The sequence below is a fragment of the Pseudomonas sp. ADAK2 genome (genome assembly GCF_012935755.1).
In the GTDB taxonomy this organism is placed as follows: Bacteria; Pseudomonadota; Gammaproteobacteria; order Pseudomonadales; family Pseudomonadaceae; genus Aquipseudomonas.
Genome location: NZ_CP052862.1, coordinates 3233363 through 3259509, shown reverse-complemented (window position 1 = coordinate 3259509; position 26147 = coordinate 3233363). Strand labels below are relative to the sequence as shown.

The window sequence follows — 26147 nt, the reverse complement described above, 5'->3', positions numbered from 1 at the left end:
GCCGGCCAGTGTAATGCAAGAATCGGGCGCGGCGTAGCGGGATGATCAAAGGAAGCTAAAGGACGTTCTGTTCATATAAAGAGTTAACCCAAGCGCTCGGCGAGCCAGGTACCAATGTCGCGAATTTCTTCGGGTAACACTTCGTGGCCCATTGGGTATTCCTGCCATGTCACGGTGACACCACGCTGCTTTAAATGCTCATAAGCGCTACGGCCCATGGCGTTTTGCACAACGTCATCGTACTGGCCGTGCAGGCATAGCACAGGAATGCGTTGCTGGCTGGCGGACAGTTCCAGTTCATCGCCGAAGGTCGGCGCATAAGTCGACAGGGCAAGTACGCCACCGAGCGGTCCCTGCCATTTCAGGAAAGCGCTGTGCAACACCACCGCGCCGCCCTGGGAAAAACCGGCGAGGAAAATCCGCGACGCGTCTATTCCGCTGGCCTTCTGCTCTTCGATCAAATCAATGACCCTTTGTGCCGACTCATCCAACTGCTCGCGGCTGATCGCGCGTGCCGGGTTCATGGCCAATATGTCGTACCAGCTCGGCATCTCGTAGCCACCATTAATGGTGACAGCGCGTGTCGGCGCCTGGGGCAGGACGAAGCGGGTGGTCAGCAGGCTTTCCTGCAGGGCTTCGGCCACCGGGAGAAAGTCGTAGCGATCGGCGCCCAGGCCGTGCAGCCAGATAACGCAGGCGTCTACTGGCTTGCCGGGCTGAAGAATCAAGGGCTGGGTCATGTCTGCTCCAAATTTGTGCGTGCGCTCTCATTGAGTGCGAGATGTGAGTGCGCGTCTGGTTGATCAGTTAAGAAGATGTCGCAAGGCTACAAGTTTTGCTATTGACCTGTCGCTGAATCGCTTGAGCGAGCGGTGTGGTACGGGCTTTGCTATGGGGAAACCTGTGCAACCAATCTCGCGCCTGGCGGTAACACTATCAGTGTACTGCCGAGGACGGGATAGCAAAGAATCCGGTGATGGATGTTCGCCTGCGGCCGTTACGGGCTTAGCGAACGTGAAAGGGCTACAGCCCGTTCGGCCGATTGGTGAGAAGTGAGTGATCCATGATGTGGATTTTCTCCTAATAGACTCATAGCTGAAGTTCGTACGTCGGTTGACCCCAAAAAAAGCCAACACGGGTCAACAACGCCTCAAAAGGGTGCGACTGGACTCACGCTCCGACACAACAAGAGCAAAACTGGAGGTTTGAATGAAAATGTTGAAATCCACCCTGGCTATCGTGACTGCAGCCGCAGTGCTCGGTGTCAGCGGGTTCGCTCAGGCGGGTGCAACCCTGGATGCAGTGCAGAAGAAAGGTTTCGTACAGTGCGGCGTGAGTGACGGCCTGCCGGGTTTCTCGGTTCCGGACTCCACCGGCAAGATCCTCGGGATCGACGCTGACGTTTGCCGTGCTGTGGCCGCTGCCGTATTCGGCGACGCCAACAAGGTCAAGTTCAGCCAGTTGAACGCCAAGGAGCGCTTCACCGCGTTGCAGTCCGGCGAAATCGACATTCTCTCCCGTAACACCACCATGACCAGTTCCCGTGACGCGGGCATGGGCCTGAAATTCCCAGGCTTCATCACTTATTACGACGGCGTAGGCTTCCTGGCCAACAGCAAGCTGGGCGTGAAAAGTGCCAAGGAGCTGGACGGTGCAACCATCTGCATCCAGGCCGGTACCACCACCGAGCTGAACGTTTCCGACTACTTCCGTGCCAACAACCTGAAGTACACCCCGATCACTTTCGACACCTCCGATGAAAGCGCCAAGTCGCTGGAATCCGGTCGTTGCGACGTGCTGACTTCCGACAAGTCGCAGCTGTACGCACAGCGCAGCAAACTGGCTTCGCCAAAAGACTACGTGGTACTGCCGGAAACCATCTCCAAAGAACCACTGGGTCCAGTCGTACGTAACGGCGACGACGAGTGGCTGGCGATCGTTCGCTGGGTTGGCTACGCGCTGTTGAACACCGAAGAAGCCGGTGTCACGTCGAAAAACGTACTGGAACAAGCCAAGTCCACCAAGAACCCGGACGTTGCCCGTATGTTGGGTGCTGACGGCGAATACGGCAAAGACCTGAAGCTGCCGAAGGACTGGGTCGTCAAGATCGTTTCCCAAGTCGGTAACTACGGCGAAATCTTCGAGAAAAACCTCGGCAAGACCACCCCGCTGGAAATCGACCGTGGCCTGAACGCCCTGTGGACCAACGGCGGCATTCAATACGCACCACCAGTGCGCTGATGGTTCTGTCACCCGGTGGGCCAACCACCGGGTGATGTTCTGTTCCATTATTTCCGGGGCACTCCATGCAAAAATCAATCGGCGCACCAAAGCAGAGGCTCAGCCTCAGCGATCCAAAAGTGCGTGCGTGGCTATTTCAGATCATCACCATCGTCGCGGTCGTCGCGATGGGCTGGTATCTGTTCGACAATACGCAAACCAACCTGCAACACCGGGGCATCACTTCCGGCTTCAGTTTTCTGGATCGCAGTGCCGGGTTCGGCATCGCTCAACACCTGATCGACTACACCGAATCGGACACGTATGCCCGGGTGTTTGTCATCGGTCTGCTCAACACCTTGCTGGTGACGGTCATCGGCGTGGTCCTGGCGACCCTGCTCGGTTTCATCGTCGGCGTGGCGCGGCTGTCGCCGAACTGGATCATCAGCAAGCTGGCGACGGTTTACGTGGAAGTCTTCCGTAACATTCCGCCGCTGCTGCAAATCCTGTTCTGGTACTTCGCGGTGTTCCTGACCATGCCGGGGCCGCGCGCCAGCCATAACTTCGGCGACACCTTCTTCGTCAGCAGCCGTGGCCTGAACATGCCGGCCGCGCAAATGGCGGACGGGTTCTGGGCGTTCTTCGTCAGCGTCGTTATTGCCATCGTCGCCATCGTGCTGATGTGCCGCTGGGCCAACAAGCGCTTTGAAGCCACCGGCGTACCGTTCCACAAGTTCTGGGTCGGCCTGGCTTTGTTCCTGGTGATCCCGGCATTGTGCGCGCTGATCTTCGGCGCCCCGCTGCACTGGGAACTGCCGAAGCTGCAAGGCTTCAACTTCGTCGGTGGCTGGGTATTGATCCCGGAACTGCTGGCCCTGACCCTGGCCCTGACCGTGTACACCGCGGCGTTTATCGCCGAGATCGTGCGTTCGGGCATCAAGTCGGTCAGCCACGGCCAGACCGAAGCGGCGCGTTCGCTCGGGCTGCGCAACGGTCCGACCCTGCGCAAGGTGATCATCCCGCAAGCCCTGCGCGTGATCATCCCGCCGCTGACCAGCCAATACCTGAACCTGGCGAAGAACTCCTCGCTGGCGGCCGGTATCGGTTATCCGGAGATGGTGTCGTTGTTTGCCGGTACGGTGCTGAACCAGACCGGACAGGCGATCGAGGTGATTGCCATCACCATGAGCGTGTACCTGGCGATCAGTATCAGCATTTCCCTGCTGATGAACTGGTACAACAAGCGCATTGCGCTGATCGAGCGGTAAGGAAAAGCGCATGAGTACTCATACTTTCAAGCCTGACATGCCTCCACCGAGCAGCAGCATCGGTGTGGTGGCGTGGATGCGCGCCAACATGTTCTCCAGCTGGATCAACACCCTGCTGACCCTGTTCGCGTTCTACCTGATCTACCTGATCGTCCCGCCGATCCTGCACTGGGCCATCCTCGATGCCAACTGGGTCGGCACCACCCGTGCCGACTGCACCAAGGAAGGCGCCTGCTGGGTGTTCATCCAGCAGCGTTTCGGCCAGTTCATGTACGGCTACTACCCGGTGGACCTGCGCTGGCGCGTGGACCTGACCGTGTGGCTGGCGGTCATCGGCGTGGCACCGTTGTTCATCTCGCGCTTTCACCGTAAAGCGGTGTACGGGCTGAGCTTCCTGGTGGCGTACCCGATCATTGCCTACTTCCTGTTGCATGGCGGCCTGTTCGGCATGACCAACGTGGCGACCAGCCAATGGGGCGGCCTGATGCTGACCCTGGTGATTGCTACCGTCGGTATCGCCGGTGCGTTGCCGCTGGGGATCATCCTGGCGCTGGGGCGTCGCTCGAACATGCCGGCGATTCGGGTGGTCTGCGTGACCTTCATCGAGTTCTGGCGCGGCGTACCGTTGATCACGGTGCTGTTCATGTCCTCGGTGATGCTGCCGCTGTTCCTGCCTGAAGGCATGAACTTCGACAAACTGCTGCGGGCGCTGATCGGCGTGATCCTGTTCCAGTCAGCCTATGTGGCGGAAGTGGTGCGCGGCGGTCTGCAAGCGATCCCCAAAGGTCAATACGAAGCGGCTGCGGCGATGGGGCTCGGTTATTGGCGCAGCATGGGCCTGGTGATTCTGCCGCAAGCCCTGAAGCTGGTAATCCCTGGCATCGTCAACACCTTCATTGCGCTGTTCAAGGACACAAGCCTGGTGATCATCATCGGCCTGTTCGACTTGCTCAACAGCGTCAAGCAAGCCGCCGCCGACCCGAAATGGTTGGGTATGGCGACTGAAGGCTACGTGTTCGCGGCCCTGGTGTTCTGGATTTTCTGTTTTGGTATGTCCCGCTACTCCATGCATTTGGAACGTAAGCTGGACACTGGCCACAAGCGTTAGGAGTTAAGTGATGAGCGAAGCGATCAAACAGCCTGTGAGCCCTGAAGGCATTATTCAGATGCAGGGCGTGAACAAGTGGTATGGCCAGTTCCACGTGTTGAAAGACATCAACCTCAACGTCAAGCAGGGCGAGCGTATCGTCCTGTGCGGCCCGTCGGGTTCCGGCAAATCCACCACCATCCGTTGCCTCAACCGCCTGGAAGAACACCAGCAGGGCCGCATCGTGGTCGATGGCGTGGAACTGACCAACGACCTCAAGCAGATCGAAGCGATCCGCCGCGAAGTCGGCATGGTGTTCCAGCACTTCAACCTGTTCCCGCACCTGACCATTCTGCAGAACTGCACCCTGGCCCCGATGTGGGTGCGCAAGATGCCGAAACGCAAGGCCGAAGAAATCGCCATGCACTACCTGGAACGCGTACGCATTCCGGAGCAGGCGCATAAATACCCGGGGCAACTGTCCGGCGGTCAGCAACAGCGTGTGGCGATTGCCCGTGCCCTGTGCATGAAACCGAAAATCATGCTGTTCGACGAACCGACTTCGGCACTCGACCCCGAGATGGTGAAAGAGGTTCTGGACACCATGATCGGCCTCGCCGAAGACGGCATGACCATGCTCTGCGTGACCCACGAAATGGGCTTCGCCCGCACCGTGGCCAACCGCGTGATCTTCATGGACAAGGGCGAGATCGTTGAACAGGCGGCGCCGAATGACTTCTTCGATAATCCGCAGAATGATCGGACCAAGTTGTTCTTGAGCCAGATTTTGCATTGATCAACGTCAGGCAGTGAAATAAACCCGGACGTGTTCCGGGTTTGTTTTGTCTGATGTTCGGGATCAGGACGCCAGCACCGTTTCCTGTTCCGGAAAGCGTGCAGCCAATAGCCGTTTCAAGTCAGCACCTCCGTTCATTGCTTGTATTTCAGCCAGCAAGTGAGGATGACGATCCAGCAAGCGCATCAGCGTAAACAACGCTTGAGGCGGTTGCAGTTCGCCGCGCTCATATCGTGAAAACGCGTTGTGGCCAGCGCCGGAAAGCAGTTTCACCGCTTCCTTCTGCGTGAGGTGCAGTTTGCGGCGGATGCGTTTCATCTCGGTGCCCATGATCTGAAAGCAATCTTCGAGCAATTTGTCGCCAGCGTCGGAGTAGCGCTTGGCGCTGTCGGTATCATTGTCAAAAATGATTTCACCGCAAACTTTGCACTCCCAGCCGGCAATATCGTGCACCCATCGTGAAACGTTCTTGTAGTCGACACTGAGACAGCGACCTTCGAAATGTTGCATTGAGTCTTGAGCGCCACAACTCATGCATTGCCGCGTGTTCATACGTTCTTCTCCTTGAAAGAGATCACAGGGGGCCCACCGTTGTGGCAGTAGGTCACTTTGATGTAGAGCTCCATGTCTTGAAATGTTGTGTGGTAGACGTCCTGTTCTTCTCCATAAGAAACCGTAAGCCCTATCCCTGAAATTACCCTTAAAGGGTAATTTTGACTAATCGAAAATCCCGCTCCATTTCCCTCCCTCTGACCGTAGGCGGTTGCCGTCCTACATGAAGCTGACTAACATGTCGGAAAATTCATCCTATGATTGGATGAAAGGGCGAATCCTATGTCAGACATTTCTCCACTCATTAAGCGATCTCTGGTTGATCAGGCTCTGGACCAGTTGCGTCTGCGCATCACCCAAGGCGTCTGGGCCGTCGGCCAGCGCCTCCCCACCGAGCCCGAGCTGTCCGCCGAATTGGGCATCAGCCGTAACACCGTGCGCGAAGCGATGCGCGTGTTGGCGTTTTCCGGGTTGATCGAGATCCGCCAGGGCGACGGCAGTTACCTGCGGGCGGTGATCGATCCGATGGACACCATGAAGGCGCTGTCGCAATGCACCCACGAACAGGCGCGGGAAACCCGGCACATCCTGGAAGTCGAGGCCATCGGCCTGGCGGCATTGCGTCGTACCGATGAAGATCTGGTGGCACTGCGCGAAGCCCTTGGGGTCAGCGGCAGTCACTATCACGGCGATCTCGACAGCTACATCGCTTGCGACCTGGTGTTCCACCGCCGTCTGGTGGACGCCGCGCACAACCCGACCCTCAGCGAGTTGTATCGCTACTTTTCCAGCATCGTCGGCGCTCAGTTGCGCAAAACCCTGAACATTTCCCCGCGACGCCAAGAGGTGTTCGATCTGCATATCGAACTGCTGGAGGCCGTCGAGCAGCGCGACCCGGAACGGGCCAAGGCCCTGTCGAGGCAGTTGATCAATGAACCTTGAAACCGAGAACCCCATGTCTGCCAATCCCAGCAACATCCCGCAACCCAAGCGCACGGCGGAGCTCGAAGAGCTGTTGATCGACGCCGAGGCCGATGACGAGCAGGTCCAGCGCAGTCATCCGATCCTGCGACGACCGTGGCTGTTGTTGCTGGGGCTGATCCTGGTGGCGCTGAACCTGCGTCCGGCGCTGTCGAGCATGGCGCCGATGCTCAGCGAGGTGTCGAAGACCCTCGGCTTGTCCGCGGCCGAGGCCGGCCTGCTTACCACGTTGCCGGTGCTCTGCCTCGGCCTGTTCGCACCGCTGGCGCCGATCCTGGCCCGGCGTTTCGGTGCCGAGCGGGTGGTGCTGGGGATTTTGTTGGTGCTGGCCGGCGGGATCATTCTGCGCAGTTCCTTCGGTGAAATCGGTCTGTTCGCCGGCAGCGTGTTGGCCGGCGCCAGTATCGGCGTGATCGGCGTATTGCTGCCGGGGATCGTCAAGCGTGATTTCCCGAAGCAGGCCGGCACCATGACCGGTGTCTATACCATGGCGCTATGCCTGGGCGCGGCCATGGCGGCGGGGGCGACCGTGCCGTTGAGCGAGCATTTCGACAAGCGCTGGGCGTTGGGTCTGGGCTTCTGGGTGGTTCCGGCCGTGGTGGCTGCGATTTTCTGGTTGCCGCAAGTGGGGCAGAAGCACGGCTCGCATAACGTGGCTTACCGGGTTCGCGGTCTGCTGCGCGATCCATTGGCCTGGCAAGTGACGCTGTACATGGGATTGCAATCGTCCCTGGCTTACATCGTGTTCGGTTGGTTGCCGTCGATCCTGATCGGCCGTGGACTGACGCCGACCCAGGCCGGGCTCGTACTGTCGGGTTCGGTGATTGTCCAGTTGGCCAGTTCCCTGGCCGCACCCTGGTTGGCGACGCGCGGTAAGGACCAGCGCCTGGCGATCGTCATCGTCATGCTACTGACCCTCGGCGGCTTGTTCGGCTGTCTCTATGCGCCGATAGAAGGCCTGTGGGGCTGGGCGATTCTGCTGGGGCTGGGGCAGGGCGGTACGTTCAGCCTGGCGCTGACCTTGATCGTCCTTCGCTCGCGTGATTCCCACGTGGCCGCCAACCTGTCGAGCATGGCCCAGGGCATCGGTTACACCCTGGCGTCCATGGGGCCGTTTGCGGTCGGCATCGTCCACGACTGGACTGGCGGCTGGAACGCGCTGGGCTGGATCTTCGGCATCATCGGTCTCGGCGCGATCATCGCCGGCCTCGGTGCCGGGCGTTCGCTGTACGTGCAGGTGCAAAGCGAAAAAATCTGAATCCTCGTACTGCTGGCATTCGGCCCACGAATGCCAGTGGTCTTGCGTGTATTTGCAGACTATCGTGCAGGCAATCTTTCGACTGTTCGGAGCTTGCCCATGAGTGACGCCCATAACGCCTTGATCACCCGGTTCTACGAGGCCTTCCAACGCCTGGATGCCGAGGCCATGAGCGCCTGCTACACCGACGACGTGGTGTTCAGTGATCCGGCGTTCGGCGAGTTGCGCGGCCGTGATGCCGGCGACATGTGGCGCATGCTCACGACCCGGGCCAAGGACTTCTCCCTGACCTTCGACAACGTGCGCAGCGACGACCGCACCGGCGGTGCTCATTGGGTCGCGACCTACCTGTTCAGCCAGACCGGCAACATTGTGATCAACGACATCCAGGCGCGTTTCGTGTTTCGCGACGGCAAGATCTGTGAGCATCACGACAGCTTCGATCTGTGGCGCTGGTCCCGTCAGGCACTGGGCACCAAGGGCCTGTTGCTGGGCTGGACACCGTTGGTGCGCAACGCCGTTCGCGCCCAGGCGTTGAAGGGGCTGAAGGCATTCCAGGCCAGTCGCTGATAAGATCGCGGCTTGTTTCCTTTCAAGCCCTGATCGTCACGTGAACACCCTCAGCGAATCCTCCGTCATTGCCGTCGAACCGGTGCCTGCCAGCAAGCCCTGGTTCGTCTACCTCGTTCGCGCGGCCAATGGTTCGTTGTACTGCGGGATCAGCGACGATCCGGTGCGCCGCTTTGCCAAGCACCAGAGTGGCAAGGGCGCACGGTTTTTCCTGTCCAGCCCAGCCATGGCGCTGGTCTACACCGAAGTCTGCCGCAACAAAAGCGAAGCTTTGCGTCAGGAACGGTTGATCAAAAAGCTCAAGAAAAGCGCCAAGGAATGCCTGGTGTTGAATTATCAAACTGACTGATAAGTGCCCATCAGGCAGATCTGTGGGTTGTTACCCGATTGCGCGCTAAGCTGCCAGCTCCTTATCCGAGCGGCGGAGCCGAGCATGTCAGAGTTGATTCTCCACAATTACCCGACGTCCCCCTTCGCCGAAAAGGCCCGGCTGCTGCTGGGTTTCAAGGGGCTGTCGTGGCGCTCGGTAAAGATCTCGCCGGTGATGCCAAAACCTGAATTGACTGCACTCACCGGCGGCTACCGCAAGACCCCGGTGTTGCAGATCGGCGCCGATATTTATTGCGACACCGCGCTGATCGCCCGTCGCCTGGAGCAGGAAAAAACCCTGCCGGCGTTTTTCCCCGAAGGTCAGGAAATGATCGTCGCGTCCTTCGCGGCCTGGGTGGATTCGGTGGTGTTCCAGCACGCAGTGAGCCTGGTGTTCCAGCCGGAATCGGTGGCAGTGCGCTTTGGCAAATTGCCGCCGGAAGCGATCAAGGCATTCCTGGCTGATCGCGCCGGGTTATTCAGCGGCGGCAGCGCGACGAAGTTATCGGCGGAGCAGGCGCGGCATCAGTGGCCGACCATTATGGGGCGTCTCGAATTGCAGCTGCAGCGCGAGGAGGGCGACTTTCTGTTTGGTGAGCCTTCGATTGCCGATTTCGCCCTGGCCCATTGCTTGTGGTTTCTCAAGGCGACGCCGGTCACTTCACCGTTGGTGGAGGCTTATCCGGCGGTGTCGGCGTGGTTTGGTCGGGTGATGGGTTTTGGTCATGGCGCGTTTAGTGAGATGACGGCCGAGGAGGCGCTGGAGGTGTCGCGCAATGCCACGCCCGCTGCGTTGCCGGATGAGCAGTTTGAGGAGCCTAACGGCTTTGAGGCGGGCCAGCAGGTCGTGATTGCGGCCACCGACTACGGCGTTGATCCGGTGGCCGGTGAGTTGGTGTTTGCGGGGCGTGAGGAATTGATTGTGCGTCGGGAAGACGAGCGGGCCGGGGTGGTGCATGTGCACTTTCCGCGGTTTGGGTTTCGTATCGAAAAACGCTGAACCCTGTAGGAGCGAGGCTTGCCCGCGAAGGCGTCATCACGGGCGCTAAAAGCTTCGCGGGCAAGCCTCGCTCCTACAGGTTTGATGTGAGGCAATCGGTTACTTCAGGGCGGCGAGGATTTCATCCGGGTCATACCCGCGAATCAACGTCCCGTTCACATCAATCAACGGTATCCCGCGCCCGCCCAACGCTTCATAAGCCTTGCGCGCCTCAGCGTCCTTCTCGATATCGAATTCCTTGTACGGAATGCCCTTCTGATCGAGAAAGCGCCGGGTCAGCTTGCAGTAGCCGCACCAGTCAGTGGCGTAGAGCACGACGTTGGCCTTGGCCTGGGTCTGTTCTGAAACCACCTGTGAAGGGTTGAACACCCGCTCGATCTTGCCCCAATTCTGGTAAACCACGACCACCAGCAGGATCAGCAGGAATTTCTTCAGGATGCCGTTGAGCATCAGTTGCGTCGCTTCAGCTGATCAGTCAGCTGGGTCGGCAAGCCCTTGATGATCAGCGTGCCGGCTTCTTCGTCGTATTCAATCTTCGAGCCCAGCAGGTGCGCTTCGAAGCTGATGGACAGCCCCTCAGCACGGCCGGTGAAGCGACGGAACTGGTTCAGGGTGCGCTTATCCGCCGGAATCTCCGGGGACAGGCCGTAATCCTTGTTGCGGATGTGATCGTAGAACGCCTTCGGGCGTTCTTCGTCGATCAGCTCCGAGAGTTCTTCCAGGCCCATCGGCTCGCCGAGCTTGGCCTGGCTGCTGGCGTAATCCACCAACGTCTTGGTCTTCTCCCGGGCGGATTCTTCCGGCAGGTCTTCGCTTTCGACGAAGTCACTGAAGGCTTTGAGCAAGGTGCGGGTTTCGCCCGGGCCGTCGACGCCTTCCTGGCAGCCGATGAAGTCGCGGAAATACTCCGAAACCTTTTTCCCGTTCTTGCCTTTGATGAACGAAATGTACTGCTTGGATTGCTTGTTGTTCTGCCACTCGGAGATGTTGATCCGCGCTGCCAGGTGCAGCTGGCCGAGGTCCAGGTGACGGGAGGCCGTCACGTCCAGTTCTTCGGTCACCGCCACGCCTTCGCTGTGGTGCAACAGGGCGATGGCCAGGTAATCGGTCATGCCTTGCTGGTAATGCGCGAACAGCACGTGGCCGCCCACCGACAGGTTCGACTCTTCCATCAGCTTTTGCAGATGTTCCACCGCCACCCGGCTGAACGCCGTGAAATCCTTGCCGCCATCGAGGTATTCCTTCAGCCAGCCGCTGAACGGATGCGCCCCGGACTCGGCATGAAAGAAACCCCAGGCCTTGCCTTGTTTGGCGTTGTAACTCTCGTTGAGGTCGGCGAGCATGTTCTCGATGGCGCTGGACTCTGCCAGTTCGGAGTCACGAGCGTGAAGAACTGCGGGTGTGCCGTCGGGTTTTTTGTCGATCAGGTGGACGATGCAATGGCGGATCGGCATGGGCTTCTCGGCTGATTGAAGAGAGGAGGGCGTGCTCCCCCAAAAAGTGCCAAGTGTACCGCAACCACTGGTTTTGGCGCGTCTCGAAGGGCAATTCGCCGGTGCGCGGCGGCCCTTATGCAGTTTTTTCCCGTTTTAGAGCAATAAAGCTGACCAAATGGGTAGCAAGAGGCGGATATTTCCCCGTCTCTGTGCTAGTTTTGCCCGGTCTTACGCGAAGTCACTGCGTTAAGCGTGCATTCAGCATTTGTCAGGTCGAACCAAACCCTGATTTCGGTATCTATAACCCCGACTCGTCGTGGTTATGGCCGAGGGTGCCAGATCCAGAAGATCGGGCTCGATGGCTGACACTGCACTCTGCAATCCATATGAATTTGATAGGGAAGGAACACTACATGGCTCTTACTAAAGACCAACTGATCGCCGACATCGCTGAAGCTATCGACGCGCCAAAAACCACCGCGCGTAACGCTCTGGACCAACTGGGCCAAATCGTTGCCGATCAGCTGGAAAACGGCGGCGAAATCACTCTGCCAGGTATCGGCAAACTGAAAGTGACCGAGCGTCCTGCCCGTACTGGCCGTAACCCTTCGACTGGCGCTGCCATCGAAATCGCTGCCAAGAAAGTTATCAAGCTGGTTGTGGCCAAAGGCCTGACCGACGCTGTTAACAAGTAAGACGCAGTAAAAAAAGCCGTGCTCCGGAGTGATCCGGGCACGGCTTTTTTGTGCCTGCGATTCAGCGATTGGCCCAAGACCAATCGCTGTTCCAGGTGTTACTTGCGGGCCCAGCGCTCGCGCCAGACCTGCTGCTCGGACTTGGTCTGGAAGGTCCAGGCCACAAAGCGGCTCTGCTTCTGGCCCTGGGACATTTCCACCACCTGGCTTTCCAACACGCCGGCTTTTTTCAGCGCGGTCTGGATCGCCGGCAGGTTCGACGCTTTCGACACCAGAGTGCTGAACCACAGCACTTTGTGCTGGAAGCTGGCGCTCTCGGCGATCAGTTGCGTCACAAAACGTGCTTCGCCGCCTTCACACCACAGTTCGGCCGATTGCCCGCCAAAGTTCAGCACCGGCAGTTTGCGTTTCGGGTCGGCACGACCCAGGGCGCGCCATTTACGCTCGCTGCCCTTGGTCGCTTCGTCCATCGAGGCGTGGAACGGCGGGTTGCACATGGTCAGGTCAAAGCGTTCGCCCGGCTCCAGCAAGCCAAGCAGGATGTGCTTGGGATTGCTTTGCAGACGCAGCTGAATGGCTTTGTTCAGGCCGTTGGACTGCACGATGGCTTTGGCGGCGGCCACGGCTGTCGGGTCGATTTCCGAACCGAGGAAGTGCCAGCGGTAGTCGCTGTAACCGATCAGCGGATAGACGCAGTTGGCGCCCATGCCGATATCGAGCACTTTGACCGGTGCACCACGGGGGATTTCACCGTCGTTGACGCTAGCGAGCAGGTCGGCCAGGAAGTGCACATAGTCGGCACGTCCCGGAACTGGCGGGCACAGGTAGTCGGCCGGGATGTCCCAGTGGGCCACGCCGTAGAACGACTTGAGCAACGCCCGGTTGAACACCCGCACCGCGTCAGGGCTGGCGAAGTCGATGCTTTCCTTGCCGTACGGGTTGAGGATCACGAACTTCGCCAGTTCCGGCGTGCTCTTGATCAGCTCCGGGAAGTCGTAACGACCCTGGTGGCGATTGCGCGGATGCAGGCTGGCCTTCGGCCGTGGTTCCACGGCGTTGGCCGGGGTGGCGGAGTCAGGCTTCTTGCGCGCAGGGCGGGGTGTGCGGGGGGCGTTCATGGGTGTGGTCGATTCGGGTATGGCTGAAAGTGGGGGGCATTGTCCCACAGACGATGCTCGCGCGGGGATCCTGTAGGAGCAAGGCTTGCCCGCGAAGGCCGCGACACGGTTAATCAGGTACACCGCGTTATCGTTCTTCGCGAGCAAGCCTCGCTCCTACGGAGAGCAAAAAGTGGCGGGCAAGAAAAAGGGAGGCCGTTACGGGCCTCCCTTTTTCATTGCGAGTTGCCGTTACAAACTGGCAATCCGCGCATGCTGCTCAGCCAACTTGCCCAAAGCCTGTTCGGCTTCGGCCAGTTTGGCGCGTTCCTTGTCGATGACTTCGGCCGGGGCCTTGTCGACGAAACCGGCGTTGGACAGCTTGCCGCCCACGCGCTGGACTTCGCCCTGCAAACGCAGGATTTCTTTATCCAGGCGCGCCAGCTCGGCGTCCTTGTCGATCAGGCCAGCCATCGGCACCAGCACTTCCATCTCGCCCACCAGCGCGGTGGCAGACAGCGGTGCTTCTTCGCCGGCAGCCAACACAGTGATCGATTCGAGGCGGGCCAGCTTCTTCAGCAAGGCTTCGTTCTCGGTGAGACGACGCTGGTCTTCGGCGCTGACGTTTTTCAGGTACAGGTTCAGCGGCTTGCCCGGACCAATGTTCATCTCGGCGCGAATGTTGCGCGTGCCGAGCATCAGCGTCTTCAACCATTCGATATCGTCTTCGGCGCCCTGATCGATGCGTGCTTCGTTGGCCACTGGCCAAGGTTGCAGCATGATCGTCTTGCCTTCGATACCGGCCAGCGGCGCGATGCGCTGCCAGATTTCTTCGGTGATGAACGGCATGAACGGGTGCGCCAGACGCAACGCGACTTCCAGTACCCGAACCAGAGTACGGCGGGTGCCGCGCTGGCGTTCAACCGGAGCGTTTTCGTCCCACAGCACAGGCTTGGACAGTTCCAGGTACCAGTCGCAATACTGGTTCCAGATGAACTCGTACAAGGCTTGCGCCGCCAGGTCGAAGCGGAACTGGTCGAGTTGACGGGTCACTTCGGCTTCGGTGCGTTGCAGCTGCGAGATGATCCAGCGATCCGCCAGGGACAGCTCGTAGGCTTCGCCGTTCTGGCCGCAGTCTTCGCCCTTGTCCAGAACATAACGCGCGGCGTTCCAGATCTTGTTGCAGAAGTTGCGATAGCCTTCGACGCGGCCCATGTCGAACTTGATGTCGCGACCGGTAGACGCCAGCGAGCAGAAGGTGAAGCGCAGGGCATCGGTGCCGTAACTGGCGATGCCGTCGGCGAACTCGTCGCGGGTCTGCTTCTCGATCTTCTTCGCCAGTTTCGGCTGCATCATGCCGGAGGTGCGTTTCTGCACCAGCTCTTCCAGCTCGATACCGTCGATGATGTCCAGCGGGTCCAGGACGTTGCCCTTGGACTTGGACATCTTCTGGCCCTGGCCATCACGCACCAGGCCGTGAACATAAACAGTCTTGAACGGTACCTGCGGCGTGCCGTCTTCGTTCTTCACCAAATGCATGGTGAGCATGATCATCCGGGCAACCCAGAAGAAAATGATGTCGAAGCCAGTCACCAGCACGTCGGTGGAGTGGAATTTCTTCAGGAATTCGGTCTGCTCAGGCCAGCCCAGGGTGGAGAAGGTCCACAAGCCCGAACTGAACCAGGTATCCAGAACATCGTTGTCCTGTTGCAGCGCAACGTCCGGGCCGAGGTTGTGCTTGGCACGCACTTCGGCTTCGTCGCGACCGACGTAGACCTTGCCCGACTCGTCGTACCAGGCCGGAATCCGGTGGCCCCACCACAGCTGACGGCTGATGCACCAATCCTGGATGTCGCGCATCCACGAGAAGTACATGTTTTCGTATTGCTTAGGTACGAACTGGATACGGCCGTCTTCCACGGCAGCAATCGCGGGCTCGGCCAGTGGCTTGGTCGACACGTACCACTGGTCGGTCAGCCACGGCTCGATGATGGTGCCGGAGCGGTCGCCTTTCGGCACTTTCAGGCCGTGATCGTCAACGCTGACCAGCAGGCCGGCGGCGTCGAATGCAGCGACGATCTGCTTGCGTGCTTCGAAACGGTCGAGGCCGGCGTATTCGGTCGGGATCTTGCCGTCGATGCTTTCGTTCAGCGTGCCGTCGAGGTTGAACACCTGACAGGCCGGCAGGACGGCGGCGTTCTTGTCGAAGATGTTCAGCAGCGGCAGGTTGTGGCGCTTGCCGACTTCGTAGTCGTTGAAATCGTGGGCGGGGGTGATTTTCACGCAGCCGGTGCCGAATTCAGGATCGCAGTAATCGTCGGCAATGATCGGAATGCGGCGGCCGACCAGCGGCAGCTCGACAAACTTGCCGATCAGGGCTTTGTAGCGTTCATCGTTCGGGTTAACCGCGACGGCGGCGTCGCCGAGCATGGTTTCCGGGCGAGTGGTCGCGACGATCAGGTAATCGTTGCCTTCAGCGGTCTTGGCGCCGTCAGCCAGTGGGTACTTCAGGTTCCACAGGAAACCCTTCTCGTCGTGGTTTTCCACTTCGAGGTCGGAGATCGCCGTGTGCAACTTGGTGTCCCAGTTGACCAGGCGCTTGCCGCGGTAGATCAGGCCGTCTTCATGCAGGCGCACGAAGGCTTCTTTCACCGATTCCGACAGGCCGTCGTCCATGGTGAAGCGCTCGCGGCTCCAGTCCACGGACGAGCCGAGGCGGCGAATCTGACGGCTGATGTTGCCGCCGGACTGATCCTTCCATTCCCAGATTTTCTCGAGGAATTTCTCGCGACCGAGGTCGTGACGGCTCTGGCCCTGGGCTTCGAGTTGGCGTTCCACCAGCATTTGCGTGGCGATACCGGCGTGGTCGGTGCCCGGTTGCCACAGGGTGTTGCGACCCTGCATGCGGCGGAAACGGATCAGGGCGTCCATGATCGCGTTGTTGAAGCCGTGACCCATGTGCAGGCTGCCGGTGACGTTCGGCGGCGGGATCATGATGGTGTAGGACTCGCCCGCGCCTTGCGGGGCGAAGTAATTCTCGGACTCCCAGGTGTTGTACCAGGAAGTTTCAATGGCGTGCGGCTGGTAGGTCTTATCCATGCGCGGCGGGACCCTATTGGCATCAATTCAGGAAAAGCCGACGAGTATAGCGGGGCGTGGGTCGTAGGGCGAGCGGGGGCGGATAGCTTGCATCGGTAAATGGCGCGATCCCTGTAGGGGCGAGGCTTGCCCGCGAAGGCGTCGTGTCTACCAGCATGGACATGCCTGACACACCGCTTTCGCGGGCAAGCCTCGCTCCTACAGGGAAGGCTGCGGCGGGTTTATTACTCGTACTGGCTCAGCAACCGTTCCATACGCGCATCCAGCCGACGCTTGATCTCGGTTTCGATATGCGGGGCGAAGTCGTCGATCACGTCTTGCATGATCAATTGCGCGGCGGCGCGCAGTTCGCTGTCCAGGTGCAGCAGGGCGTCGGGGCCTTTGCTGGCGGCCGCTGCCGGTTGGGCGGCGGGGGGCGGTTCGACGGCTTCAGGCATAGCACCTACCGAGTCGAACAGCATTGGGATCTGTTCCTGCTCGTCGTCATTGACCGTGTCGGTCAGCAAGGGCGGTTGCAGGTTGTCATCGCCGAGCAGTTGGCGGATCGACTCAAGGTCATCCAACAGGTGCGCGGACTTTTGCTGCGGTTTTGGAGTGTCCATCGGAATGCTCAGAGTCGCTGTAAACGGTGATCTTGCAGAGGATAGCCCTGTTCGCGGTAGAAACGGAAACTCTCCCGCGCAGCCGCGCGAATCGTCGGATCTTCCACCACCACTTCCGCCACCCGGGCGAACTTGTTGGCGAAGGCCGGGACTTTCAGGTCGAGGTTGACCAGCAAATCCTGATGCGCACCGCAGTCATCGCCAAGACCCAGGACAATCAAGCTATCCGGTTCGTTTTCGGCGGGGCCGTGGGGCACGAACGCTTCACCTTTGAACGCCCACAGACGCGCATCGAGGTCTTCACGCTGGGCGGCATCGCTGCAATGCAGGTAGATGCGATGACCCATGCGCCAGGCTTTTTCGGTGAGCTTGCAGGCAAAGTCCAGCCGCGCCGACGGATCGGCGCTGGGCAGGATATAGAAGTCGACTTTGGTCATTGCGGTTCCTGAGCCATTAGCGGCGTCACTCAACAGTGACGCCGCCCAGGGTCATTGGTTTCAGGCTTTGGCGCGGTCCAGCAGGTATTGGGTCAGCAACGGAACCGGACGGCCAGTGGCGCCCTTGTCCTTGCCGCCGCTGGTCCATGCGGTGCCCGCGATGTCCAGGTGCGCCCAGTTCAGGTTCTTGGTGAAGCGCGACAGGAAGCAGGCGGCGGTGATGGTGCCGGCTTTCGGGCCACCAATGTTGGCGATGTCGGCGAACGGGCTGTCCAGCTGCTCTTGATACTCATCGAACAACGGCAGTTGCCAGGCGCGATCGTCAGCAGTCTTGCCGGCGCTCAGCAATTGGCCGATCAACTCGTCGTTGTTGCCCAGCAGGCCCGAGGTGTGGGCGCCCAGTGCAACCACGCACGCGCCGGTCAGGGTCGCGATGTCGATCACGGCCTGTGGCTTGAAGCGTTCGGAGTAGGTCAGGGCATCGCACAGCACCAGACGGCCTTCGGCGTCCGTGTTGAGGATTTCCACGGTCTGGCCGCTCATGGTGGTGACGATGTCGCCAGGGCGCGAAGCATTACCGCTAGGCATGTTCTCGGCGCAGGCCAGGATGCACACCAGGTTGATTGGCAGTTTCAGTTCGAGCACGGCACGCAGGGTACCGAAGACGCTGGCAGCGCCGCCCATGTCGTATTTCATTTCATCCATGCCGGCGCCCGGCTTCAGGCTGATGCCGCCGGTGTCGAACGTGATGCCTTTACCAACCAGCGCGTACGGCTTCTCGGATTTCTTGCCGCCGTTGTATTGCATGACGATCAGGCGCGGTGGCTGGGCGCTGCCCTGGCCGACGGCGTAGAACGAACCCATGCCCAGGTCCTTGATCTTCTTCTCATCGAGGACTTCGACTTTCAGGGACTTGAATTCTTTGCCCAGGTTCTTGGCTTGTTCGCCGAGGAACGTCGGGTGGCAGATGTTCGGCGGCAGGTTACCCAGGTTGCGGGTGAAGGCCATGCCGTTGGCGATCGCGGTAGCGTGGGCCACGGCGCGCTCGACTTCAGCCTGGGCGGCCTTGATGGTCACCAGGGTGATTTTTTTCAGGGCGCGGGGTTCGGCTTTCTGGCTCTTGAACTGGTCGAAGGTGTATTCGCCGTCCACCAGGGTTTCCGCCAGCAGGCGGGTCTTGCCGTAGCTGTCGCGGCCCTTGACCACGATTTCGTCCAGCGCCAGCACGGCATCGCTGCCGCCCAGGCCTTTGAGGGTGTTGAGGATGCCGGCGATGGTTTTGCGGAACGGGCGGTCACCCAGTTCTTCGTCCTTGCCCACGCCCACCAGCAAAACACGCTCGGCCTTGAGGTTCGGCAGGCTGTGCAGCAACAGGCTCTGGCCGACTTTGCCGGCCAGGTCGCCGCGCTTGAGTACGGCGCTGATGGCGCCACCGCTCAGTTCGTCGAGCTGTTTGGCGACAGCGCCGAGTTTGCGGCTTTCGCCGACGGCGACCACCAGAGTGGCGGTTTTCAACGTTTCTGGGCTAACGCTTTTTACAACCAGTTCCATGTCCGGGTCCCTGAATTAATGGTCAACACGCGGCGTTCGGCAGTGTGTGCAAACGCCTGCTTATATAGATAGAAAGACGCAGGTCACGGCCCGCGACAAAGGCCGCAGTTTGAACCTCGCTACCGGCGCCTGACAACCCTCGGTTGTACGATCTTCAGTGCTTTGCGCACGTGCTTGAGTATGCGCAGTGACAGGCGCACCCAATCACAGGATAATGCGCCATCTTTTTTCGGCGGCTCTGCCCTGCGGGCCGTCTGATACGTTTGCTTGTTTGGCCGCCTTAGCCTGACAACCCTGGAGTGTCTGGTTTGATCGTCTTCCGTTATCTATCCCGCGAAGTCCTGTTGACCTTGAGCGCCGTCAGCGCCGTGCTGCTGGTCATCATCATGAGCGGTCGCTTCATCAAGTACCTCGCACAGGCGGCTTCGGGCCAACTGGACCCGGGTTCGCTGTTCCTGATCATGGGCTTTCGTCTGCCGGGCTTCCTGCAGCTGATCCTGCCATTGGGACTGTTCCTCGGGATTCTGTTGTCGTACGGCCGGCTGTACCTGGAAAGCGAAATGACCGTGCTGTCGGCCACCGGCATGAGTCAGCAACGGCTGTTTCGTATCACCCTGTTTCCAGCCACTCTGGTGGCGCTGGTAGTCGCATGGCTGAGCCTGAGCCTGGCGCCGCAAGGGGCCAACCAGTTCCAGCTGCTGCTGAACAAGCAGGACGCGCTGACCGAGTTCGATACGCTGGAACCGGGTCGCTTCCAGGCACTGCGTGACGGTACGCGGGTGACCTACACCGAAACGCTGACGGACGATCGTATCCACCTGGGAGGCGTATTCATTTCTCAGAAGAACATCTCTTCAGATAAGAAAGATCGCGGGATTTCCGTACTGGTGGCCGAAAAGGGCCGTCAGGAGATCCGCCCTGACGGCAACCGCTACCTGATTCTCGACAATGGCTACCGCTACGACGGTAATCCGGGGCAGGCCGACTACCGGAAGATCAAGTACGACGAATACGGTGTTTTGCTGCCCAAGCCGGACGTCAGCGACGAAGTGACCGACCGTGACGCCATGACCACCAACTCCTTGCTGGGCAGCGATGACATTCGCTCGCGCACCGAACTTCAATGGCGCCTGTCCCTGCCGTTGCTGGTCTTCATCGTGACCCTGATGGCGGTGCCGCTGTCGCGCGTCAACCCGCGCCAGGGCCGTTTCCTCAAGCTGCTGCCGGCGATTCTTCTTTATATGGCTTACCTGACCATCCTGATTGCCGCTCGCGGCGCCCTCGAAAAGGGCAAGATTCCGCCGGCGCTGGGCTTGTGGTGGGTGCACGGGATCTTCCTGGCCATTGGCCTGGTCTTGCTCTACTGGGAACCGATGCGCCTGAAACTGGCGAGTCGCCGCGATGCGCTGGAGGTGGCTCGTGGTTAAGCTCGATCGCTACATTGGTAGCAGCGTTTTCGTGGCGATCCTGGCGGTGCTGGGGATTATTCTCGGCCTGGCGACGCTGTTCGCCTTCATCGATGAAATGGGCGACGCCACTGATACCTACACTTTGTTGGATGTCCTGAGCTACGTGCTGCTGACCGCGCCACGACGTCTTTACGACATGTTGCCGATGGCGGCGCTGATCGGTTGCCTGATCGGCCTCGGCAGCCTGGCCAGCAACAGCGAACTGACCATCATGCGCGCCGCCGGCGTGTCGATCGGGCGGATCGTCTGGGCGGTCATGAAGCCGATGCTGGTGCTGATGGTGGTGGGCGTGTTGATTGGCGAGTATGTGGCGCCAGCCACCGAAGTCACCGCCCAGGCCAACCGCTCGCTGGCCCAGGGCAGTGGCGATGCGCAAAGCGCCAAGCACGGCCTGTGGCACCGCCAGGGTGACGAGTTCATTCACGTCAACTCGGTGCAGCCGAACGGTTTGTTGTATGGCGTGACCCGTTATCACTTCGACAAAGAGCGCCATATGGTGTCGGCGAGTTTCGCCAAGCGTGCGGAGTTCGATAAGGATCACTGGCAACTGAGCGAAGTGACGACCACGCTGTTCCACGAAAAGAACACTGAAGTGGTCAACACGCCGGTCGAGCGCTGGGAAGTTGCCCTGAGCCCGCAATTGCTCAGCACTGTGGTGATGTCACCCGAGTCACTGTCGATCAGCGGTTTGTGGGGTTACATCCACTACCTGGCTGACCAGGGCCTGGCCAACGGCCGTTACTGGCTGGCATTTTGGGTCAAGGTGTTGCAGCCGCTGGTGACCGCCGCGCTGGTATTGATGGCGATTTCCTTCATCTTCGGTCCGCTGCGTTCGGTGACCCTCGGTCAGCGGGTCTTTACCGGTGTACTGGTGGGCTTCACCTTCCGTATCGTCCAGGATTTGCTCGGGCCGTCGAGCCTGGTGTTCGGCTTCTCGCCGCTGTTTGCGGTGTTGGTGCCGGCCAGCGTGTGTGCCCTGGCCGGGGTCTGGCTGTTACGTCGGGCCGGTTGATTCCGGGGCTTTCCTGACCGTGTCGTTCATTGAAAACGCCCTTGTCGCAAGACCGGGGCGTTTTTGTATTCGCCGTCTGACCTGCGAACGTGACGCTTGCGCCGTGGATCAGGTACAATTCCCGGCTATTTTTCGGCGGGCTATGCCTGCAGCCTTTTTGAGTGTTGATCCGTGAGTGATTTGAGTCATATCCGCAATTTCTCCATCATCGCCCACATTGACCATGGCAAGTCGACGCTGGCCGACCGCTTCATCCAGATGTGCGGCGGCCTTGCCGAGCGCGAAATGGAAGCCCAGGTCCTGGACTCCATGGACCTGGAACGTGAACGCGGGATCACCATCAAGGCCCATAGCGTCACCCTTTATTACACTGCCCGCGATGGCATCAAGTACCAGTTGAACTTCATTGATACCCCCGGCCACGTCGACTTCACCTATGAAGTCAGCCGGTCGCTGGCGGCCTGTGAAGGTGCGTTGCTGGTGGTCGATGCGGGTCAGGGCGTTGAAGCGCAATCGGTTGCCAACTGCTATACGGCGATCGAGCAGGGCCTGGAAGTGATGCCGGTCCTGAACAAGATCGACCTGCCACAGGCCGATCCGGACCGCGTCAAAGAAGAAATCGAGAAAATCATCGGCATCGATGCTACCGATGCAGTCGAGTGCAGTGCCAAGACTGGCCTGGGTGTCGACGAAGTACTCGAACGCCTGGTTCACACCATTCCTGCGCCGACCGGCAACTACGAAGATCCGCTGCAAGCGTTGATCATCGATTCCTGGTTCGACAACTACCTGGGCGTTGTTTCCCTGGTACGCGTGCGCCACGGCCGTGTGAAGAAGGGCGACAAGATCCTGGTCAAGTCCACCGGCAAGATGCACCTGGTGGACAGCGTCGGTGTGTTCAACCCGAAACACACTGCCACCGTCGACCTGAAAGCCGGCGAAGTGGGCTTCATCATCGCCGGTATCAAGGACATTCACGGTGCACCGGTCGGTGACACCCTGACCTTGAGCTCCACCCCCGACGTTGACGTGCTGCCCGGCTTCAAGCGCATTCAGCCGCAGGTTTACGCCGGCCTGTTTCCGGTCAGCTCCGACGACTTCGAAGATTTCCGTGAAGCCCTGCAAAAGCTCACGCTCAACGACTCGTCCCTGCAGTACACCCCGGAAAGCTCCGACGCCCTGGGCTTCGGCTTCCGTTGCGGGTTCCTCGGCATGCTGCACATGGAAATCATCCAGGAGCGCCTCGAGCGCGAGTACGACCTGGACCTGATCACCACGGCGCCGACGGTGATTTTCGAGCTGTTGCTGAAAACCGGTGAAACGATTTACGTCGACAACCCGTCCAAGCTCCCAGACCTGTCCTCGATCGAAGACATGCGTGAGCCGATCGTGCGGGCCAATATTCTTGTGCCGCAAGAGCACCTGGGCAACGTCATTACCCTGTGTATCGAAAAACGTGGCGTCCAGCACGACATGCTGTTCCTCGGTACCCAGGTCCAGGTGACCTACGATTTGCCGATGAACGAAGTGGTCCTGGACTTCTTCGACCGTCTGAAATCCACCAGTCGCGGCTATGCTTCGCTGGATTACCATTTCGATCGTTATCAATCAGCTAATCTGGTGAAACTGGATGTGCTGATCAACGGTGACAAGGTCGACGCCCTGGCGCTGATCGTGCACAAGGATAACGCGCACTACAAAGGTCGCCAGTTGACCGAGAAGATGAAAGAACTGATTCCGCGCCAGATGTTCGACGTCGCGATCCAGGCCGCCATTGGCGGGCAGATCATTGCACGGACCTCCGTCAAGGCACTCAGAAAGAACGTATTGGCCAAATGCTACGGCGGTGACGTTAGCCGTAAGAAAAAACTGCTTGAAAAGCAAAAGGCCGGTAAGAAACGCATGAAGCAAGTGGGCAACGTGGAAATTCCACAAGAAGCCTTCCTTGCAGTGCTCAGGTTGGATAGTTAGGTCCTATGTCACTAAATTTCCCGCTGTTGCTGGTCATCGCCGTGTTCGTCTGCGGCCTGTTGGCGTTGCTCGATCTGGTTTTCCTGGCGCCGCGTCGGCGTGCCGCCATCACCTCCTATCAAGGCAGCGTCAGCCAGCCTGATGGGGTGGTGGTCGAGAAGCTGAACAAAGAGCCGCTGCTGGTTGAATACGGCAAGTCGTTCTTCCCGGTGTTGTTCATCGTGCTGGTGCTGCGTTCGTTCCTGGTGGAACCGTTCCAGATTCCTTCCGGCTCGATGAAACCGACCCTGGACGTGGGCGACTTCATCCTGGTGAGCAAGTTTTCCTACGGGATCCGCCTGCCGGTGCTCGACCAGAAAGTCATCGATGTCGGTGATCCACAGCGTGGCGATGTGATGGTGTTCCGCTATCCGAGCGATCCGAACGTCAACTACATCAAGCGTGTAGTCGGGCTGCCGGGTGACCAGATTCGTTACACCGCGGACAAGCGTCTGTTCGTCAACGGTGAGTCGATCGCCGAGCAGCTGGTCGGTTCCGAGCCGGGCACGCTGGGCAGTGCCGAGCTCTACAAGGAAAAACTCGGCGAAGCCGAGCACTTGATCCGCAAGGAAATGAGCCGCTACCGCGCAACGCCGGACCATACCTGGACCGTGCCTGCCGGGCACTACTTCATGATGGGCGACAACCGCGACAACTCCAACGACAGTCGCTACTGGGATGATCCGAACATTCCCAAGGATCTGCTGGGCATGGTTCCCGACAAGAATATCGTCGGCAAGGCCTTCGCGGTCTGGATGAGCTGGCCGGAACCCAAACTCAGTCACCTGCCGAATTTCTCGCGGGTTGGCCTGATCAAGTAATCACACACGGCGCTGTTGAACACAGCGCCGAATGCATTTCTGGAACCGCCACAATCGGCCCAGAAGCATGAAAACAATGATATTCAGGACGTAATTTTTGAACACAGCGTTAAGTGTCCCAAGCCTGCGCCGCATCATGGCGATGGCGGTGGAATCCAACCACGAACTCAGCGTGGGTAAACCGTGAGCGCCTCCTTAAGCCGTCTAGAGCGTCAGCTCGGCTACACCTTCAAAGACCAGGAACTGATGGTCCTGGCCCTGACTCACCGCAGTTTTGCCGGGCGTAACAACGAGCGCCTGGAATTCCTCGGTGATGCCATCCTCAACTTCGTCGCCGGCGAGGCGCTGTTCGATCGCTTCCCGCTGGCCCGCGAAGGCCAGTTGTCGCGTTTGCGCGCACGCCTGGTGAAAGGTGAGACCCTGGCCGTACTGGCCCGTGGTTTCGATCTGGGCGACTACCTGCGCCTGGGTTCCGGTGAATTGAAAAGTGGCGGTTTCCGTCGCGAGTCGATTCTGGCTGATGCCCTGGAAGCGTTGATAGGTGCGATCTACCTGGACGCCGGCATGGACATGGCGCGCGAACGCGTGCTGGCCTGGCTAACCGGTGAGTTCGAGGGCCTGACCCTGGTCGACACCAACAAGGATCCGAAAACCCGCCTGCAGGAATTCCTGCAATCCCGGGGCTGTGAGCTGCCACGTTACGAAGTGGTGGATATCCAGGGTGAGCCGCATTGCCGAGTCTTCTTCGTCGAATGCGAAATCACCTTACTGAATGAAAAAAGCCGAGGTCAGGGTGTGAGTCGTCGTATTGCCGAACAGGTAGCGGCCGCCGCAGCACTGATTGCCCTGGGTGTGGAGAATGGCAATGACTGATACAACCGCAACACGCTGTGGCTATGTTGCCATCGTCGGCCGTCCCAACGTGGGCAAGTCCACGCTGCTGAACCACATCCTGGGTCAGAAGCTGGCGATCACCTCGCGCAAGCCGCAAACCACCCGCCACAACATGCTGGGCATCAAGACTGAAGGCGCCATCCAGGCTGTCTACGTCGACACCCCGGGCATGCACAAGGGTGGCGAAAAAGCGCTGAACCGCTACATGAACAAAACCGCTTCGGCGGCGTTGAAAGACGTCGACGTGGTGATCTTCGTGGTTGACCGCACCAAGTGGACCGACGAAGACCAGATGGTCCTCGAGCGCGTGCAGTACGTGACTGGCCCGTTGATCGTGGCGCTGAACAAGACCGACCGCATCGAAGACAAAGCCGAACTGATGCCGCACCTGAGCTGGTTGCAGGAGCAGCTGCCGAACGCGCAGATCATGCCGATCTCGGCCCAGCACGGGCACAACCTCGAAGCGCTGGAGCGCGTGATCGCCGGCTACCTGCCGGAAAACGAGCACTTCTTCCCGGAAGACCAGATCACCGACCGCAGCAGCCGCTTCCTCGCCGCTGAACTGGTGCGCGAAAAAATCATGCGCCAGATGGGTGCAGAGCTGCCGTACCAGATCACCGTTGAAATCGAAGAGTTCAAGCAGCAGGGCAAAACCCTGCACATCCATGCCTTGATCCTCGTCGAACGTGATGGCCAGAAAAAGATCATCATTGGTGACAAGGGCGAGCGCATCAAACGCATCGGCACCGAGGCGCGCAAGGACATGGAGCTGCTGTTCGACTCCAAGATCATGCTCAACCTCTGGGTGAAAGTGAAAGGTGGCTGGTCCGACGACGAACGCGCCCTGCGTTCGCTGGGTTACGGCGACCTGTAACACGCTTCAACGATCAAAAGATCGCAGCCTTCGGCAACTCCTTGTAGGA

Annotated in this window: 25 protein-coding genes and 1 pseudogene; 16 read left to right on the top strand and 10 right to left on the bottom strand. The window is 59.5% G+C overall.

Features of this window, described 5'->3' with window-relative positions; translation table 11 throughout:
• Positions 1-83: 83 nt before the first annotated feature.
• Complete coding sequence (locus HKK52_RS15225) at positions 84-740, bottom strand: alpha/beta hydrolase (protein WP_169371497.1); 657 nt, start codon at positions 738-740, stop codon at positions 84-86.
• 469 nt (positions 741-1209) lie between these two features.
• Here HKK52_RS15225 and HKK52_RS15220 point away from each other — a divergent pair, with 469 nt between their 5' ends.
• The 4 genes from HKK52_RS15220 to HKK52_RS15205 all read left to right on the top strand — a co-directional run bounded on the left by HKK52_RS15220 (position 1210) and on the right by HKK52_RS15205 (position 5371).
• Positions 1210-2241, top strand: coding sequence for an amino acid ABC transporter substrate-binding protein (locus HKK52_RS15220; RefSeq protein WP_133837133.1), 1032 nt, complete (start codon positions 1210-1212; stop codon positions 2239-2241).
• A gap of 65 nt (positions 2242-2306) precedes the next feature.
• Positions 2307-3488, top strand: coding sequence for an amino acid ABC transporter permease (locus HKK52_RS15215; RefSeq protein ID WP_149657482.1), 1182 nt, complete (start codon positions 2307-2309; stop codon positions 3486-3488).
• 10 nt (positions 3489-3498) lie between these two features.
• On the top strand, positions 3499-4596 hold the full coding sequence (locus HKK52_RS15210; protein WP_169371496.1) for an amino acid ABC transporter permease: 1098 nt from the start codon (positions 3499-3501) through the stop codon (positions 4594-4596).
• A gap of 10 nt (positions 4597-4606) precedes the next feature.
• On the top strand, positions 4607-5371 hold the full coding sequence (locus tag HKK52_RS15205) for an amino acid ABC transporter ATP-binding protein (protein ID WP_003178331.1): 765 nt from the start codon (positions 4607-4609) through the stop codon (positions 5369-5371).
• Positions 5372-5434: 63 nt separating this feature from the next.
• On the opposite strand, the gene HKK52_RS15200 is transcribed toward HKK52_RS15205, so the two are convergent.
• Both HKK52_RS15200 and HKK52_RS32650 read right to left on the bottom strand, forming a co-directional pair.
• Positions 5435-5923 carry a type II toxin-antitoxin system MqsA family antitoxin gene (locus HKK52_RS15200; RefSeq protein ID WP_169371495.1) on the bottom strand — a complete coding sequence of 163 codons (489 nt, stop codon included), beginning with the start codon at positions 5921-5923 and terminating at the stop codon, positions 5435-5437.
• Positions 5920-6027 (bottom strand): annotated as a pseudogene (locus HKK52_RS32650) (type II toxin-antitoxin system MqsR family toxin); the annotation flags it as partial. The gene HKK52_RS15200 and the pseudogene HKK52_RS32650, both read right to left, overlap by 4 nt.
• 178 nt (positions 6028-6205) lie before the next feature.
• On the opposite strand from HKK52_RS32650, the gene HKK52_RS15195 reads away from it, so the two are divergent.
• From HKK52_RS15195 to HKK52_RS15175, 5 genes are all read left to right on the top strand, one after another.
• The gene (locus HKK52_RS15195; protein ID WP_169371494.1) at positions 6206-6865 is read left to right on the top strand and encodes a FadR/GntR family transcriptional regulator; all 660 of its coding nucleotides are present in this window, start codon (positions 6206-6208) and stop codon (positions 6863-6865) included.
• Positions 6855-8162, top strand: a complete 1308-nt coding sequence (locus tag HKK52_RS15190; protein ID WP_169371493.1) for a CynX/NimT family MFS transporter — start codon at positions 6855-6857, stop codon at positions 8160-8162. The genes HKK52_RS15195 and HKK52_RS15190 overlap by 11 nt, the downstream gene beginning before the upstream one ends.
• Before the next feature lie 99 nt (positions 8163-8261).
• Positions 8262-8732 carry a nuclear transport factor 2 family protein gene (locus HKK52_RS15185; protein ID WP_169371492.1) on the top strand — a complete coding sequence of 157 codons (471 nt, stop codon included), beginning with the start codon at positions 8262-8264 and terminating at the stop codon, positions 8730-8732.
• A gap of 40 nt (positions 8733-8772) precedes the next feature.
• The gene (locus HKK52_RS15180; protein WP_169371491.1) at positions 8773-9081 is read left to right on the top strand and encodes a GIY-YIG nuclease family protein; all 309 of its coding nucleotides are present in this window, start codon (positions 8773-8775) and stop codon (positions 9079-9081) included.
• An 84-nt stretch (positions 9082-9165) separates the two neighbouring features.
• Entirely contained in the window at positions 9166-10101 is a 936-nt protein-coding gene (locus tag HKK52_RS15175; RefSeq protein WP_169371490.1) for a glutathione S-transferase family protein, read from the top strand.
• 99 nt (positions 10102-10200) lie between these two features.
• Here HKK52_RS15175 and HKK52_RS15170 read toward each other — a convergent pair whose 3' ends face one another.
• Positions 10201-10551, bottom strand: coding sequence for a glutaredoxin family protein (locus tag HKK52_RS15170; RefSeq protein ID WP_123507851.1), 351 nt, complete (start codon positions 10549-10551; stop codon positions 10201-10203).
• Positions 10551-11555, bottom strand: a complete 1005-nt coding sequence (gene yejK, locus HKK52_RS15165) for a nucleoid-associated protein YejK (protein WP_169371489.1) — start codon at positions 11553-11555, stop codon at positions 10551-10553. Before yejK ends, HKK52_RS15170 begins: the two co-directional genes overlap by 1 nt.
• A gap of 395 nt (positions 11556-11950) precedes the next feature.
• On the opposite strand from yejK, the gene HKK52_RS15160 reads away from it, so the two are divergent.
• On the top strand, positions 11951-12232 hold the full coding sequence (locus HKK52_RS15160; RefSeq protein ID WP_007905514.1) for an HU family DNA-binding protein: 282 nt from the start codon (positions 11951-11953) through the stop codon (positions 12230-12232).
• Between the two features lie 98 nt (positions 12233-12330).
• Here HKK52_RS15160 and rlmF read toward each other — a convergent pair whose 3' ends face one another.
• The 5 genes from rlmF to HKK52_RS15135 all read right to left on the bottom strand — a co-directional run bounded on the left by rlmF (position 12331) and on the right by HKK52_RS15135 (position 19018).
• Positions 12331-13350 carry a 23S rRNA (adenine(1618)-N(6))-methyltransferase RlmF gene (gene rlmF / locus HKK52_RS15155; protein ID WP_133837144.1) on the bottom strand — a complete coding sequence of 340 codons (1020 nt, stop codon included), beginning with the start codon at positions 13348-13350 and terminating at the stop codon, positions 12331-12333.
• 231 nt (positions 13351-13581) lie between these two features.
• The gene (locus tag HKK52_RS15150; RefSeq protein ID WP_169371488.1) at positions 13582-16428 is read right to left on the bottom strand and encodes a valine--tRNA ligase; all 2847 of its coding nucleotides are present in this window, start codon (positions 16426-16428) and stop codon (positions 13582-13584) included.
• A 224-nt stretch (positions 16429-16652) separates the two neighbouring features.
• Positions 16653-17030 (bottom strand): DNA polymerase III subunit chi, encoded by a 378-nt coding sequence (locus tag HKK52_RS15145; RefSeq protein ID WP_169371487.1) that lies wholly within the window; start codon positions 17028-17030, stop codon positions 16653-16655.
• 8 nt (positions 17031-17038) lie between these two features.
• Positions 17039-17467 carry a DNA polymerase III subunit chi gene (locus HKK52_RS15140; RefSeq protein ID WP_169371486.1) on the bottom strand — a complete coding sequence of 143 codons (429 nt, stop codon included), beginning with the start codon at positions 17465-17467 and terminating at the stop codon, positions 17039-17041.
• 60 nt (positions 17468-17527) lie between these two features.
• Positions 17528-19018, bottom strand: coding sequence for a leucyl aminopeptidase (locus HKK52_RS15135; protein WP_169371485.1), 1491 nt, complete (start codon positions 19016-19018; stop codon positions 17528-17530).
• Positions 19019-19326: 308 nt separating this feature from the next.
• Here HKK52_RS15135 and lptF point away from each other — a divergent pair, with 308 nt between their 5' ends.
• The 6 genes from lptF (at position 19327) to era (ending at position 26098) form a co-directional block, all read left to right on the top strand.
• On the top strand, positions 19327-20445 hold the full coding sequence (gene lptF, locus HKK52_RS15130; RefSeq protein ID WP_169371484.1) for an LPS export ABC transporter permease LptF: 1119 nt from the start codon (positions 19327-19329) through the stop codon (positions 20443-20445).
• Positions 20438-21499, top strand: a complete 1062-nt coding sequence (gene lptG / locus HKK52_RS15125; protein WP_169371483.1) for an LPS export ABC transporter permease LptG — start codon at positions 20438-20440, stop codon at positions 21497-21499. The genes lptF and lptG overlap by 8 nt, the downstream gene beginning before the upstream one ends.
• Positions 21500-21670: 171 nt before the next feature.
• Positions 21671-23470, top strand: a complete 1800-nt coding sequence (lepA, locus tag HKK52_RS15120; protein WP_133837151.1) for a translation elongation factor 4 — start codon at positions 21671-21673, stop codon at positions 23468-23470.
• A gap of 5 nt (positions 23471-23475) precedes the next feature.
• Positions 23476-24330: a signal peptidase I gene (gene lepB / locus HKK52_RS15115; protein ID WP_169371482.1), complete on the top strand. Its 855-nt coding sequence runs from the start codon at positions 23476-23478 to the stop codon at positions 24328-24330.
• 183 nt (positions 24331-24513) lie between these two features.
• Positions 24514-25203 (top strand): ribonuclease III, encoded by a 690-nt coding sequence (rnc, locus tag HKK52_RS15110; protein WP_123405548.1) that lies wholly within the window; start codon positions 24514-24516, stop codon positions 25201-25203.
• The gene (gene era, locus HKK52_RS15105) at positions 25196-26098 is read left to right on the top strand and encodes a GTPase Era (protein WP_054054777.1); all 903 of its coding nucleotides are present in this window, start codon (positions 25196-25198) and stop codon (positions 26096-26098) included. The genes rnc and era overlap by 8 nt, the downstream gene beginning before the upstream one ends.
• Positions 26099-26147: the final 49 nt, after the last annotated feature.

Bases quoted from the DNA above. Each gene is read 5' to 3' on its own strand.
- HKK52_RS15225 (WP_169371497.1), bottom strand. From the start codon at position 740: ATGACCCAGCCCTTGATTCTTCAGCCCGGCAAGCCAGTAGACGCCTGC.
- HKK52_RS15220 (WP_133837133.1), top strand. From the start codon at position 1,210: ATGAAAATGTTGAAATCCACCCTGGCTATCGTGACTGCAGCCGCAGTG.
- HKK52_RS15215 (WP_149657482.1), top strand. From the start codon at position 2,307: ATGCAAAAATCAATCGGCGCACCAAAGCAGAGGCTCAGCCTCAGCGAT.
- HKK52_RS15210 (WP_169371496.1), top strand. From the start codon at position 3,499: ATGAGTACTCATACTTTCAAGCCTGACATGCCTCCACCGAGCAGCAGC.
- HKK52_RS15205 (WP_003178331.1), top strand. From the start codon at position 4,607: ATGAGCGAAGCGATCAAACAGCCTGTGAGCCCTGAAGGCATTATTCAG.
- HKK52_RS15200 (WP_169371495.1), bottom strand. From the start codon at position 5,923: ATGAACACGCGGCAATGCATGAGTTGTGGCGCTCAAGACTCAATGCAA.
- HKK52_RS15195 (WP_169371494.1), top strand. From the start codon at position 6,206: ATGTCAGACATTTCTCCACTCATTAAGCGATCTCTGGTTGATCAGGCT.
- HKK52_RS15190 (WP_169371493.1), top strand. From the start codon at position 6,855: ATGAACCTTGAAACCGAGAACCCCATGTCTGCCAATCCCAGCAACATC.
- HKK52_RS15185 (WP_169371492.1), top strand. From the start codon at position 8,262: ATGAGTGACGCCCATAACGCCTTGATCACCCGGTTCTACGAGGCCTTC.
- HKK52_RS15175 (WP_169371490.1), top strand. From the start codon at position 9,166: ATGTCAGAGTTGATTCTCCACAATTACCCGACGTCCCCCTTCGCCGAA.
- HKK52_RS15170 (WP_123507851.1), bottom strand. From the start codon at position 10,551: ATGCTCAACGGCATCCTGAAGAAATTCCTGCTGATCCTGCTGGTGGTC.
- yejK (WP_169371489.1), bottom strand. From the start codon at position 11,555: ATGCCGATCCGCCATTGCATCGTCCACCTGATCGACAAAAAACCCGAC.
- HKK52_RS15160 (WP_007905514.1), top strand. From the start codon at position 11,951: ATGGCTCTTACTAAAGACCAACTGATCGCCGACATCGCTGAAGCTATC.
- rlmF (WP_133837144.1), bottom strand. From the start codon at position 13,350: ATGAACGCCCCCCGCACACCCCGCCCTGCGCGCAAGAAGCCTGACTCC.
- HKK52_RS15150 (WP_169371488.1), bottom strand. From the start codon at position 16,428: ATGGATAAGACCTACCAGCCGCACGCCATTGAAACTTCCTGGTACAAC.
- HKK52_RS15145 (WP_169371487.1), bottom strand. From the start codon at position 17,030: ATGGACACTCCAAAACCGCAGCAAAAGTCCGCGCACCTGTTGGATGAC.
- HKK52_RS15140 (WP_169371486.1), bottom strand. From the start codon at position 17,467: ATGACCAAAGTCGACTTCTATATCCTGCCCAGCGCCGATCCGTCGGCG.
- HKK52_RS15135 (WP_169371485.1), bottom strand. From the start codon at position 19,018: ATGGAACTGGTTGTAAAAAGCGTTAGCCCAGAAACGTTGAAAACCGCC.
- lepB (WP_169371482.1), top strand. From the start codon at position 23,476: ATGTCACTAAATTTCCCGCTGTTGCTGGTCATCGCCGTGTTCGTCTGC.
- era (WP_054054777.1), top strand. From the start codon at position 25,196: ATGACTGATACAACCGCAACACGCTGTGGCTATGTTGCCATCGTCGGC.